Origin of the sequence: Sulfitobacter sp. HI0129, from assembly GCF_001635395.1 — a bacterium.
GTDB lineage: Bacteria > Pseudomonadota > Alphaproteobacteria > Rhodobacterales > Rhodobacteraceae > Sulfitobacter.
Genome location: NZ_LWGH01000225.1, coordinates 1 through 12,188, shown reverse-complemented (window position 1 = coordinate 12,188; position 12,188 = coordinate 1). Strand labels below are relative to the sequence as shown.

At 65.2% G+C, this 12,188-nt stretch carries 10 protein-coding genes; 5 read left to right on the top strand and 5 right to left on the bottom strand.

From position 1 onward, the window contains the following. From A3764_RS03335 to A3764_RS03320, 4 genes are all read right to left on the bottom strand, one after another. A partial coding sequence (locus A3764_RS03335; protein ID WP_067951166.1) for an ABC transporter ATP-binding protein occupies positions 1–721 on the bottom strand: 721 nt, incomplete at its 3' end. After that, complete coding sequence (locus A3764_RS03330; RefSeq protein ID WP_067928534.1) at positions 718–1,542, bottom strand: ABC transporter permease; 825 nt, start codon at positions 1,540–1,542, stop codon at positions 718–720. The genes A3764_RS03335 and A3764_RS03330, both read right to left, overlap by 4 nt. Next, positions 1,542–2,486, bottom strand: a complete 945-nt coding sequence (locus A3764_RS03325) for an ABC transporter permease (protein ID WP_067928536.1) — start codon at positions 2,484–2,486, stop codon at positions 1,542–1,544. Before A3764_RS03325 ends, A3764_RS03330 begins: the two co-directional genes overlap by 1 nt. A 66-nt stretch (positions 2,487–2,552) precedes the next feature. Continuing rightward, complete coding sequence (locus tag A3764_RS03320; RefSeq protein ID WP_067928541.1) at positions 2,553–4,040, bottom strand: ABC transporter substrate-binding protein; 1,488 nt, start codon at positions 4,038–4,040, stop codon at positions 2,553–2,555. 192 nt (positions 4,041–4,232) lie between these two features. On the opposite strand from A3764_RS03320, the gene A3764_RS03315 reads away from it, so the two are divergent. Then, positions 4,233–5,330, top strand: a complete 1,098-nt coding sequence (locus A3764_RS03315; RefSeq protein ID WP_067928544.1) for a cupin domain-containing protein — start codon at positions 4,233–4,235, stop codon at positions 5,328–5,330. 100 nt (positions 5,331–5,430) lie between these two features. Here the strand turns inward: A3764_RS03315 and A3764_RS03310 are convergent, their stop codons facing one another. Beyond that, complete coding sequence (locus tag A3764_RS03310; protein ID WP_067928547.1) at positions 5,431–8,853, bottom strand: indolepyruvate ferredoxin oxidoreductase family protein; 3,423 nt, start codon at positions 8,851–8,853, stop codon at positions 5,431–5,433. A gap of 121 nt (positions 8,854–8,974) precedes the next feature. Between A3764_RS03310 and A3764_RS03305 the strand changes: the two genes are divergently transcribed. The 4 genes from A3764_RS03305 to A3764_RS03290 all read left to right on the top strand — a co-directional run. After that, positions 8,975–9,427 (top strand): Lrp/AsnC family transcriptional regulator, encoded by a 453-nt coding sequence (locus A3764_RS03305; RefSeq protein WP_067928551.1) that lies wholly within the window; start codon positions 8,975–8,977, stop codon positions 9,425–9,427. A gap of 106 nt (positions 9,428–9,533) precedes the next feature. Beyond that, positions 9,534–10,646 carry an S-(hydroxymethyl)glutathione dehydrogenase/class III alcohol dehydrogenase gene (locus tag A3764_RS03300; RefSeq protein WP_067928556.1) on the top strand — a complete coding sequence of 371 codons (1,113 nt, stop codon included), beginning with the start codon at positions 9,534–9,536 and terminating at the stop codon, positions 10,644–10,646. Between the two features lie 254 nt (positions 10,647–10,900). Beyond that, positions 10,901–11,275 (top strand): hypothetical protein, encoded by a 375-nt coding sequence (locus A3764_RS24510; RefSeq protein WP_150121350.1) that lies wholly within the window; start codon positions 10,901–10,903, stop codon positions 11,273–11,275. Positions 11,276–11,344: 69 nt separating this feature from the next. Continuing rightward, a partial coding sequence (locus tag A3764_RS03290; RefSeq protein ID WP_067951159.1) for a pyridoxal-phosphate dependent enzyme occupies positions 11,345–12,188 on the top strand: 844 nt, incomplete at its 3' end.

Below are 12,188 nucleotides of genomic sequence, written 5' to 3'. Positions count from 1 at the left end.
GGTGGGCCGGGTCGTCCAGCACACTGCGGGTCGTGCCCCGTTCGACCATGTCGCCGCCGTACATCACCACAATGTCCCGCGTGGCACGCGCCACCGCCGCCAGATCGTGGCTGATGAAGACCAGCGCCATGCCCCGCTCCTCTGCCAGCCGAACCAGCAGATCGGTGATCCGCAGCGCCACATTGGCGTCGAGCGCGGTGGTCGGTTCATCCGCGATCAGCAAATCGGGATCACAGGCCAAGGCGAGTGCGATCAGAACACGCTGCCGCTGCCCGCCGGAGAGTTCGTGGGGAAACTGGCGCAGGCGCGCCTCCGGCTCGGGGATGCCGACTTCTTCCAGCAGGCTCTGGGCCCGGGTCCGGGCCGCGCCCCGGGTCATCTCCAGTTGAACGCGCATCGGTTCGATCAGCGTGTCGCCGACGCGGCGCAAGGGGTTCAGCGCCGACATCGGCTCCTGAAAGATCATCGCCACGCGGCGGGCGCGCATGGCCTGCCAAGCAGTCTCGGGCGCATGGGTCATATCCCGACCGTCAATGCGCAGATGCCCCGTCAGCCGCGCGCTTTCGGGGGCCATGCCCATCAGGCAGAGGGCCAGCATCGTCTTGCCGGAACCGCTTTCACCGACGACGCCCAGCCGCTGGCCCCTCTCGATCCGAAGGCTGGCGCTGCGCAGGGCAACGGCGGGCCCGAAGGCGGCGGAGAAATCCTGCAACTCGATCATGCGGCGCGCGCCCTGGACAGCCGCGGATCGGTGATGTCGCGCAAACCGTCGCCCAGAAGCCCGAAGCCCAGCACCGCCACAACGATGCAGAGCCCCGGGTAGATGGCCAGTTGCGGGGCGAGGTACATGAGCGTCTGCGCCTCTGCGAGCATCCGCCCCCAACTGGATGCGGGGGGCTGGGCGCCGAGACCAAGATAGCTCAGTGCCGCTTCGGCGAGGATGGCGACAGCGAATTCGATGGTGGCCTGCACGATCACCGCAGCCCCGATATTGGGCAGGATATGGTCGCGGCTGATGGCAAAGCGGCTGAGCCCTGCAGCTTGCGCCGCGGCGACGTAGTCACGTGTCCAGATCTGGTTGGCCGAGGCACGGGTCACCCGGGCGAACACCGGGATGTTGATAAAGGCGATGGCCATGACGGCATTCGTGAGCGACGGGCCGAAGACCGCCGCCAGCATGATCGCGAAAAGCAGGGCGGGAAAGGCGAAGCCGAGGTCCGCCAGCCGCATCACGATATCCTCCACCCAGCCACCGAGCGCGGAGGCGAGCAGCCCCAGCGAGACGCCGATAGCGCCCCCGGCGAGCACCGCGATCAGCGCCACCGCCATGGAATTGCGGGCCGCCGCCATCAACTGCGATACCACGTCGCGACCCAGTTGGTCCGTCCCCAGCCAATGCGCGTCCGAGGGGTCGGCGAACTTGTTTCGGATATTGAGCGCCGTGGGGTCCCACGGTGTCCAGACCAATGACAGGGCGGCGATGCCCACCACGATCGATACCAGCACGGCGCCGAGGATGAAATTGGCGGGCAGGGCGCGCATCAGGCCCGTGCCTTCAGTCGGGGGTCGATCACCACATAGAGCAGATCCACGACAAAGTTCGCCGTCACCACGATGGCCGCGAAGAGCATGACAAGCGCTTGCACGGTCGGCAGGTCGCGGTTGGCGATGGACTGGAAGATGAGCCGCCCCAGACCGGGCAGGTAAAAGACGTTCTCGATCACGATGGTTCCCGTGACCAGTGCGGCGAACTGCATGCCGACGATGGTGATGATCGGAACCAGTGCATTGGGCAGCACATGCCGCCAGAGCGTGCGCCGGCGCGACAATCCGCTGGCGCGGGCGGTCCGCACGAAATCCTGGCGCATGACCTCCAGCGCGGAGGAGCGTGTCACCCGGGCCAGCACCGCCGATTGCACCAGTGCGAGCGCGATGGTGGGCAGCAGCAGGGCCCGCATCGCGGCGACCGGATCGGACCAGCCGGGAAAGCCGCCGGGCGGCAGCCAGCGCAGTTTCACCGCAAAAAGCAGGACCAGCAGGATCGACAGCCAGAAGGCCGGAATGGCGATGCCGAGCTGGCTGAGGAACATTACCCCCCAGTCGCCCGGGCCGCCGTGGCGCGCGGCAGCGCCGATGCCCAGCCCGAGCGCGATCACGATCGTCAGCAGCATCCCCGCCACCGCCAGCGAGATGGTCATGGGCAGCCGTTCCGCGATCAACCCGGAGACGGGAACGCGGAACGAATGGCTCTGCCCCAGATCGCCCTGAAGCGCATTGCCGATCCACGACAGGTATCGCAGATGCACAGGCGCATCGAGGCCAAGCTGAGTGCGCAGGGCCGCCAGCGCATCATCCGTGGCATCGAGCCCGAGGATCGTCAGCGCAGGATCGCCCGGCAGGACGTTCATGATCCCGAAGACGACCAGCGACACCACCAGAAGCGTGGCGATGAATCCCGCCGTCCGTCGAAGAAGGAAATATCCCATCCGGTTCCAGCGTCCTTACCCGGGCGGCCTGCGCTGCGTCTCGGCGCACAGGCCGCTTCGGCGGGCTCAGCCGCCTTTGCTCACCTGTTTGAGCGGCATGTAAAGCACGGGCGACGACGCCCAGTAGCCTTCGACATCCTTGGCAAAAATGCCCAGCAGCGGAAGCTGGAACAGGAACGCGTGCACCGACTGATCGCTCAGGTATTGCTGACCCTTGCGCAACAACTCGTTGCGCCGCTCCGGGTCCGCTTCGGTCTGGATATCGTTCCACAGGGCGGTGAATTGCGGGTCATCGTAGCCGTAGAAATAGTCGGGACCGCGCGCGAAATTGCCCATGTCGTTGGGGCTGGTATGCGCGATGATCGTCATGTCGTAGTTCTTCTGCTTGTAGACCTCGTCGATCCAGAAACCCCATTCGACGTTCTCCACCTTGGCGTCGATGCCGGCTTCGGCAAGCTGGCTCTGGATGATCTCGGCAGAGCGCATGGCATAGGGGAAGGGCGGCACGCGCAGCGTCATCGTCTGCCCCGCGATACCCGCGGATTCAAACATCTGCCGGGCCTTGGCCGTGTCGTGAGGATAGGCATCCGTCAGATCGACATAGGCGGTGCCATGCGGCGGGTAAAAGCTGCCGATGGGCAGGGCCTGCCCGTACATGGCGCCTTCGATGATCTCTTCGCGGTCGATCGCCGTGGCCACGGCACGGCGCACGTCGGGGTTGTCGAAGGGGGGCTTGGCATTGTTCATCGCAAGGATGACTTCGCCCTCGGTCGAGCCGATATTCACGTTGAAGCGCGGATCGGCCTCGAACTGGGGCAGCAGTTCAGGGGCGGGAAAACCGGGGAAGGCATCCAACTCCTCGGCCATCATTGCCGCCGTCGCCGCCGCTGGATCGGAGATGAAGCGGAATTCCACCCGGTCGAGCGCCACATCGCCCGCATCGCGGTAATCGGGGTTCTTCACCAGCGTCAGCCGGTCGCCGCGGGTCCAGCCATCGAACCTGAAGGGGCCGGTGCCCACCGGATCGGTGGCATTGGTGTCTACTGTTTCCTTTGCCACGATGGCGCTGTCACCCTGACCCATGTTGAAGAGGAAGAAGGCATCCTTTTCGGACAGCTCGATCTCTACCGTGCGGGGGTCGATGGCGCGTACATCCTTGATCGTCTTGAAGATGTCCTTGGAGGGGTTCACGCTGTCTTCGGCCATGGCGCGATCGAAGGAGAAGACGACGTCTTCGGCATCGAAGGTCGAACCGTCGTGAAAGGTGACACCCTCGGCCAGCGTGAAAATATAGGTCAGACCGTCATCCGAAACCTCCCAGCCGGTGGCGAGGTTGGGCTCCACCTCGCCGCTTTCGTTCACGATGGTCAGCGATTCGAAGACGTTCTGCGTCAGCATCGCATCGATGGAGGCGGTGGCATCCGCTGTCGGGTCCAGCGTCGTGGGTTCCTGCTGCATGCCAACCACGAGCTCGGCGGCAGCGACGCCGGTACCGGCCAGCGCGAGGCCGAGGATCAGTCCCAGTGCGGTTGCGGGGCGGTATGTCAAGTTCATGCGATGAACTCCCTTGGTTCCGGGGGGCGTCAGGTATCGCGGTGCCCCTGTCCCAGAGTGCTGCAGGAGGGCGAAACGGTCAATCGGTTTGACGGAAAGCGGCAGGGGGGCCTTACAATCCCGCCCGGAATATTGCGTGCCGCGTCCCGTGTGATACCAATCCGCACGACACTCATCCCCATCGGAGTTTCCATGCCGCCGTCCGACATCCAGGCCGAAGTCCTGCTGCCCACGCAGGAATTGCGCGACGATCTGCCCTTCTTCACCCGAACCCTCGGGATGCGGTTGGAAACGATCTTCCCGGCGGATGATCCTTCGGTGGCGAGCTTTTCCGGCCATGGCCTCAGGGTCCGGATCGAGAAGGGCGCGGATGTGCCGCCCGGCGTGCTGCGCATCCTGACGGACAGCCCCGATGATTTCGCCGGTGGTGCGCGCAGCCTGACCGCGCCCAATGGCACGCGGGTGGAGGTTGTGCCGCTGACCCCATCGGTGGACCAGCCCGAAACGCAGCACGAATTCGCCGTGCGCCGGTTGCGGGACGAGGCGCCTTGGGTCATCGGACGTGCGGGCATGCATTACCGCGATCTCATCCCGTCGCGGCTGGGCGGCTCGATCATCGCCAGCCATATCCGCATCCCGGACGGGGGGCCGGTGCCGGACATGGTCCATTACCATACGGTCGGTTTTCAGTTGATCTATTGCTACCGTGGCTGGGTCGACATCTACTACGAAGATCAGGGCGACGCGTTGATCCGCCTGAACGCGGGCGATTGCGTGACCCAGCCCCCCGGTATCCGCCACCGCGTCGTACATGCGTCACCGGACATCGAGGTGATCGAAATCGGTGTGCCGGCGGAACATGTGACGACTATCGACCACGAGATGACCTTGCCCAACGGGCGGGGCGACCCGGCGCGCGAATGGGACGGTCAGGTCTTTGTGCATCATGTCCGGGAAGGCGCCGCTTGGGAGGCCTTTCGCATTCCGGGCTTTGTCGCCCGGGATACCGGGATCACGGCAGGCACCAAGGGCGTCGCAGGCATTCAGGTGGCGCGGTTCGAGGGCGGAACGCCCCCGCCGGCACGGCATGACGCCGACATCCACTTCACTTTCGTCATGGAAGGCAACATGACGCTGAGTGCCGAGGGTGAGGAGGACCGCGCCCTGCAGCCCGGTGACGCCTTCGTCATCCCGCCCGGCAAGCTTTATCAATACCGCGATTGTTCGCCCGATCTGGAACTGCTCGAAGCGGCCTTGCGGGGTGATTTCAACACCGAAATTCTGCCCTGAGCCTTGGCGGGTTTTCCTTCGGCGGCGTTGCCCCGGGCGGCCCGGTCACCGCTTGTGAGTATTTTTGAAAGGGTGAAGGGGGCGTCGCGGGGCGTGAATCTCAGCCGGGTTCGGCCAGCAGGGTGTCGACGCGGGCGCGGACTTCTTCGGCGGCCTTTTCCTTCACCGGACCGTAGCCGCGGATGTCCATCGGTGCTTCGAGCACGGCGCGCATGCTGTCCAGCGTATCGGGTGTGACGCGCGCCGGAACGCGGCACAGCAAATCCTCGTACCAGCCGACAAGAGAGATTTCGAGCTTGCGGTCAGCGCCATAGGCGAAAGGATCGGCCCAAGTGCCGCGCAGGGGTTTGAGGCGTGCCAGCAGGGCGAAGACCGTATCCATCCACGGGCCGAACTTGCGTTTCCGGGGGCGGCCGCGGGTATCGCGCCCGGTGGGCCAAAGCGGGGGGGCGAGGTGGTAATGCACCTTGTAGTCCCCCTCAAAATTCTCGGCGATGCGTTTGGCAAAGCCCGCGTCCCGATGCAGCCGCGCGACTTCGTATTCATCCTTGTATGACATGAGCTTGAAGAGCGCGCGCGCGGCAGGGGCTTGCAACGCTTCTGTGCCATTCGGCAGTGCATTGGCGAAGTTTCTCAGTGTGTCGCGGTAGCGCTGGGCGTAGGCGGCATTCTGATAGCCTGTCAGATAGTGGGCCCGGCGCGCAACAAGGGTGTCGATTCTTTCGTCGGCAGGTTCCTCTTGCGGCAGCACGGGGGTGAGCCGCCCGGGGTCTGCGGCCATGATGCGCCCGTAGGCGAGCGCTTCGCGGTTGCTATCGACGGCAACGCCGTTGAGCTCGACCGCCTGTTCCAGTGCCATGAGCGAGACGGGCACCAGCCCTTTTTGCCACGCGAAACCGAGCATCATCACGTTGGCAAAGACCGCATCGCCCATCAGTGTTTGCGCCATGCGGTTCGCGTCAAAGGCGCTGAGGTTTTCGGCCCCCACAACAGAGGCGATAGCGGCTTCGCGGTCATCGATGCGCAGATCCGCATCGCGGTTCAGCACCAGATCGCCGGTTGGCATCTCGGCCCGGTTCAGCGCCATGCGCGTTCCTTTGCGGTAGTGGGCGGAGGCTTTGGACGCTGAACTGACCACGGCGTCGCAACCGATCACGGCATGGGCGGCCCCCGCCTCTATGCGGACCTGATGCAGCGCATCGGGCGTTTCTGCGAGCCGGACATAGCCGAGCACCGTGCCGAACTTCTGCGCGAAACCCGTGAAATCCAGCACCGATGCGCCGCGTCCTTCGAGATGGGCAGCCATGGTGATGAGCGCTCCGACGGTCACGACGCCGGTGCCACCCACCCCCGTCACGAGCAGATCATACGGCGTGTCGAGCTTTGGCAGATCGGGCTGGGGCAGGGCATGGGCCAGCGTCAGCGGATCGAGATCGACGCCCTTCTTCCGCCGCCGCTTTCCGCCTTCGACGGTGACGAAGGAGGGGCAGAAACCGTTCAGGCAGGAATAGTCCTTGTTGCAGGTAGACTGGTTGATCTGCCGTTTGGTGCCCCATTCAGTACGCTTGGGCTCAACGCTCAGGCAGTTCGATTCAACCGAGCAGTCCCCGCAGCCTTCGCAGACCAAATCGTTGATCATCACGAATTTCGCCGGGTCCTCCATCAGGCCGCGTTTGCGGCGACGGCGTTTTTCGGTGGCGCAGGTCTGTTCGTAGATCAGGACGGTCACGCCGGGGATGTCGCGCAACTCGCGCTGCACGGTATCGAGGTCGCGCCGATGATCGAAGCTGGTGCCCGCCGGGAAGTCGGACCGGAGGAACTTTTCCGGCGTGTCCGAGACGAGAGCGATGCGCGTCACGCCTTCGGCGCGGGCGGCCTGTGCGATCCCCTGTACCGTCACCGGGCCGTCGACGGGTTGGCCGCCCGTCATGGCGACGGCGTCGTTATAGAGGATCTTGTAGGTGATGTTCGTACCTGCGGCGACGGCCTGACGGATCGCCAGCGAGCCCGAATGATACCATGTACCTTCGCCGAGGTTCTGAAACACGTGCCGTCCGCCGTTGAACATCGAGCTTGCGACCCAAGGCACCCCTTCGCCGCCCATCTGCGCGAAACCGGCGGTTTCGCGGTTCATCCAGCTGGCCATCACGTGACAGCCGATGCCTGAATTGGCAGACGACCCTTCGGGCAGGCGGGTGGAGGTATTGTGCGGACAGCCCGAGCAGAAGTAGGGCGTGCGGGTGGCACCAGAGACGTTCAGCAAGCGCGGCGGCGTGTCGGTCAGGGCGGCGGCCTTTTCGGGCAGGTGTTCTTCGGGGAAGAAGGCGGCGAGACGCGCCGCCACGATGGGTGCCAGCAAAAGCGGCGAAAGCTCCCCCGTCCAAGGTACGAGTTCGCGCAGCTTCTCGTCATGTTTGCCGACCATCCGTTCCGGTTTGGAGCCGGGCCAGTCGTAGAACGCCTCCTTGAACTGGCTTTCGATGATCCCGCGCTTTTCCTCGATCACCAGAACTTCGCGTTTACCCCGCATGAACTCCAGCGCGTCGCGCCGGGCGAGCGGCCAGACCATGCCGATCTTGTAGATGTCGATGCCGAGCCTGCGGCAGGCGGCCTCGTCCAATCCCAGAAGGCGCAGCGCCTCCATCAGGTCGAGATGTCCTTTCCCGGTTGTGACGATGCCATAGCGGGCCTCGCGGATGTCATAGACATGGCGATCGATCGGATTGGCCTCGGCAAAGGCCTGTACCGCCTCCAGCTTGTCATGCAGGCGCGTTTCGATCAGCGGCGAGGGCAGATCGCCCAGCCGGACATGAAGGCCGCCTTCGGGGCCGGTGTAATCCGGCTGGCGGAACTGCCGATCCGGCGGGAGCGCGATGCTGGCCCCAGATTCCACCGTTTCCGAGATCGCCTTGAACCCCACCCATGTCCCGGTGAAGCGCGAAAGCGCGATGCCGTATTCCCCCAAGGTCAGATATTCCCCGACCGAGGCGGGGTTCAGCGTGGGCATGAACCACGACATGAAGGCCACATCGGATTGATGCGGCATGGAGGACGAGACGCAACCGTGATCATCCCCCGCCACGACGAGCACGCCGCCCTTCGGGGCCGAACCATAGGCGTTGCCGTGTTTCAGCGCATCGCCCGACCGGTCGACGCCGGGGCCCTTGCCGTACCACATCGAAAAGACGCCTTCGACCTGCGCCTGCGGGTCCAGATGCGCCTGCTGCGCACCCAGAACGGCGGTGGCGCCCAGATCTTCGTTCACCGCCGGCAAAAAGCGGATGCGGTTCTCATGCAGCCGGTTCGCGATGCGCCACAATTCCTGATCCAGCCCACCGAGCGGCGAGCCGCGATAGCCGGAGATGAAGCCGGCGGTGTTCATCCCCGCCGCCCGGTCGCGGCGGGCCTGATCCAGCATGATCCGCGCCAGCGCCTGCGTGCCGGTCATGAAGACCCGCCCCGAGGTGGCGGTGTAGCGGTCGTCCAACCGGTAGCGGATAAAATCGGGCGCGGGTTCGGTCATGGGGTCCTCCTGTTTCCAGCATAGCGCAGGGCGGGCGCGGAATGCGTTCTTTTCGGGTGCGCAGCGCATAACAATGTGAAAGGATTGTCCGGTATCTGGACGAAAAGCGGATAATTCGCGCATGGACGACACCGACCGCAAACTGCTGTTGCTGGTGCAGCGGGATTCCCGGCTGCCCAATGCCCAGCTTGCCGAGCAGTTGAACATCTCCGCCTCGGCCTGCTGGCGGCGCGTGAAGGCGCTGGAGGAGGCGGGCATCATCACCCGCTATGCCGCCGTGGTCGACCCGCAGGCGCTGGGCCTCGGGTTCGAGGCCATCGTGCATGTGCATCTTACCCGCCACGACACCGAGGCGCTGGACCGTTTCATCGCCGCCGTGCGGCAGCGGGACGAGGTGATGGACGTCTATGCCACGACCGGTCAGGCAGATTATCACCTGCGGGTCCTGTGCCGCGATATCGACAGCTACAACGCCTTTCTCGAACAGTTCCTCTTCATGCAGCCGGTAGTGAATTCGGCCCAGACCAATGTGATCCTGCGCCGGATCAAGACGAACGCCCCGGTGCGTGCCTGATGACAGACGCGTGAGGCAGAGCCATCTGCGACCTTGGCGCACTTGACATCCCGCGGCCCGATTGGTCCTCTCGGCCCGCAACCAGAACCCGGAGAGATGCCCCATGATGAAGACCCGTGCCGCCGTCGCTGTCGAAGCCGGAAAACCGCTTGAAATCATGGAAGTGAACCTCGAGGGCCCGAAGCGGGGCGAGGTGCTGGTGGAGATCAAGGCCACCGGCCTGTGCCATACGGACGAATTCACCCGTTCCGGCGACGATCCCGAAGGGATCTTCCCCGCCATCCTCGGCCATGAAGGGGCGGGTGTCGTACTGGAAGTGGGCGAAGGCGTGACCACGCTGGAGCCGGGCGATCACGTGATCCCGCTCTACACTCCCGAATGCCGCGAATGCGAATATTGCCTGTCGGGCAAGACGAACCTTTGCCAGAAGATCCGCATCACCCAAGGCAAGGGCCTGCTGCCCGATGGCACGACGCGGTTTTCCATGCTCGATGGCACACCCATCCACCACTACATGGGCTGCTCCACCTTCGCCAACCACACGGTCGTGCCCGAAATCGCACTGGCCAAGGTGCGCAAGGACGCGCCCTTCGACAAGATTTGCTACATCGGTTGCGGCGTCACGACGGGCATCGGCGCGGTGATCAACACCGCCAAGGTGGAGATCGGCGCGCGCTGCGTGGTCTTCGGGCTGGGCGGCATCGGGCTCAACGTGATCCAGGGGTTGAAGCTCGCGGGGGCTGACCAGATCGTCGGCGTCGATCTGAACGACGACAAGGAAGAGATGGGCCGCCATTTCGGAATGACCGATTTCGTGAACCCCAAGAAGATCGACGGCGACATCGTTTCCCATCTGGTCGAGCTGACCAAGGGCGGGGCGGATTATTCATTCGACGCGACGGGCAACACCAAGGTCATGCGGGACGCACTGGAATGCGCCCACAAGGGATGGGGGGAGTCCATCATCATCGGTGTCGCCCCCGCGGGCGCCGAGATCTCGACCCGGCCCTTCCAGCTTGTAACCGGGCGCGTCTGGCGCGGCACTGCCTTCGGCGGCGCAAAGGGCCGTACCGATGTGCCCAAGATCGTGGACTGGTACATGGACGGCAAGATCGAGATCGACCCGATGATCACCCACAAGCTGAAGCTGGAAGAGATCAATCACGGTTTCGAACTGATGCATGAAGGCAAGTCGATCCGCGCCGTCGTGGAATTCTGAAGACGGGCCTCTTTCACTGTAAGGTATTTGGTTGGCGCCGCGCGGTTGTCTGCGCGGCGCTGGCGTTTGGCCTCTCGGTCGTTGCCGTTGCGGGTGCCGCGCAGCAGCCGGACTCCGCCGCGCTGGATGGCCTCGCCGCGTGGGACCGCATCGAGCCGGTCGCGACCCATCCCCGCTGCACGAACTGCCACGTCGGCGACGATGGCCGACCCGCCTGGGACGGGTTGGGCAAGGGAGGGGGAGCCCTGCACGGGATGAACATCGTCGCCGGGGCCAGCCGGATCGGGGCGGAGACCTTGCCCTGCCGGACCTGCCACCTGTCGCGTGCGCCGGTTCTGCAGCGTCCCCATGCGCCGCCCGCCGTCGATGACGCCTGGCGGTTGCCGCCCGCTTCCCTTGGCTGGCGCGGTCTTTCCGGTTCGGCGCTTTGCCGCAAACTGCGTGATCCCGCGCGTACCGATGGCCGGGATGCGGCAGCGCTTGCCGCACATGTGCGCATTTCGGCCTTCGTGGCATGGAGCTTTGCGCCGGGGCCGGACCGCACCGTCCCGCCCGGCGGTGTGACCTCCCTCGCGCAGGATATTCTGGAATGGGGTCGCGCGGGCGCGCCTTGCCGGGGGGATCCTTGAGTTACGGCCCGGCACTTCCCGGGGACGGTAGGACTTGACGGAATGGTCCGGCTCGTGCCCCCGTACCACATGGACATTCTGCACATATCCCGCCCTCTGCCCATCGCCGGGCTGGAAGACATACCCGCCCCATCGACGGATGCCGACGCCCCCCGCGCGTTGCTGACCCGATGCCCCGTCGCAAACGCGACCTCGCTCGTTCAGGCGGAGGCCATCGCCGTGGAAGCATCCGTCGCCGAAGTCTGGCTGAAGGATGAGCGCGGGCGCATGGGGCTGGGCAGCTTCAAGGCGCTGGGTGCTGCCTATGTCATCGCCCGGGACGCGCAGGACGCGAAGGCGGCAGGCACCACCTATGTCACCGCCAGCGCGGGCAACCACGGGCTTTCCGTTGCGGCGGGGGCCGCCGCCTTCGGGGCGCGCGCCGTCATCTATATCGCCGATACCGTGCCCGATGCCTTTGCAGAACGCCTTGCCGACCAGGGCGCAGAGGTGCGGCGGGAGGGGGCCACCTACGAAGCCAGCATGGCCGCCGCCGAAAAGGCCGCGGCCGATCAGGGGTGGGAACTGCTCTCTGACGGGTCGTGGCCCGGCTATACCGACAGGCCCTTTCACGTGATGGAAGGCTATCTGGCACTGATGGCGGAAGTCATCGAAGAGATGCCCGCCCCGCCCAGTCATATCTTCCTGCAGGCCGGGGTCGGGGGCCTCGCCGGTGCCTGCGCGGCGCTGGCGCGGCAGCGCTGGGGCGATGCGCCCCGCATCGTCGTGGTGGAACCCGAAGTCGCCCCGGCGCTGCATGGCTCCATCGTGGCGGGCTGCCCCGTCGAAAGCAGCGGCCCCGAAAGCGCCATGGGTCGGCTCGACTGCAAGATGCCCTCGCTCATCGCGCTGAAGGGGCTGGCGGCGGATGCCG

Excerpts from the sequence above, each read along its gene's own strand:
- A3764_RS03330 (WP_067928534.1), bottom strand. The coding sequence starts at position 1,542 with ATGCGCGCCCTGCCCGCCAATTTCATCCTCGGCGCCGTGCTGGTATCG.
- A3764_RS03325 (WP_067928536.1), bottom strand. The coding sequence starts at position 2,486 with ATGGGATATTTCCTTCTTCGACGGACGGCGGGATTCATCGCCACGCTT.
- A3764_RS03320 (WP_067928541.1), bottom strand. The coding sequence starts at position 4,040 with ATGAACTTGACATACCGCCCCGCAACCGCACTGGGACTGATCCTCGGC.
- A3764_RS03315 (WP_067928544.1), top strand. The coding sequence starts at position 4,233 with ATGCCGCCGTCCGACATCCAGGCCGAAGTCCTGCTGCCCACGCAGGAA.
- A3764_RS03310 (WP_067928547.1), bottom strand. The coding sequence starts at position 8,853 with ATGACCGAACCCGCGCCCGATTTTATCCGCTACCGGTTGGACGACCGC.
- A3764_RS03305 (WP_067928551.1), top strand. The coding sequence starts at position 8,975 with ATGGACGACACCGACCGCAAACTGCTGTTGCTGGTGCAGCGGGATTCC.
- A3764_RS03300 (WP_067928556.1), top strand. The coding sequence starts at position 9,534 with ATGAAGACCCGTGCCGCCGTCGCTGTCGAAGCCGGAAAACCGCTTGAA.
- A3764_RS24510 (WP_150121350.1), top strand. The coding sequence starts at position 10,901 with ATGAACATCGTCGCCGGGGCCAGCCGGATCGGGGCGGAGACCTTGCCC.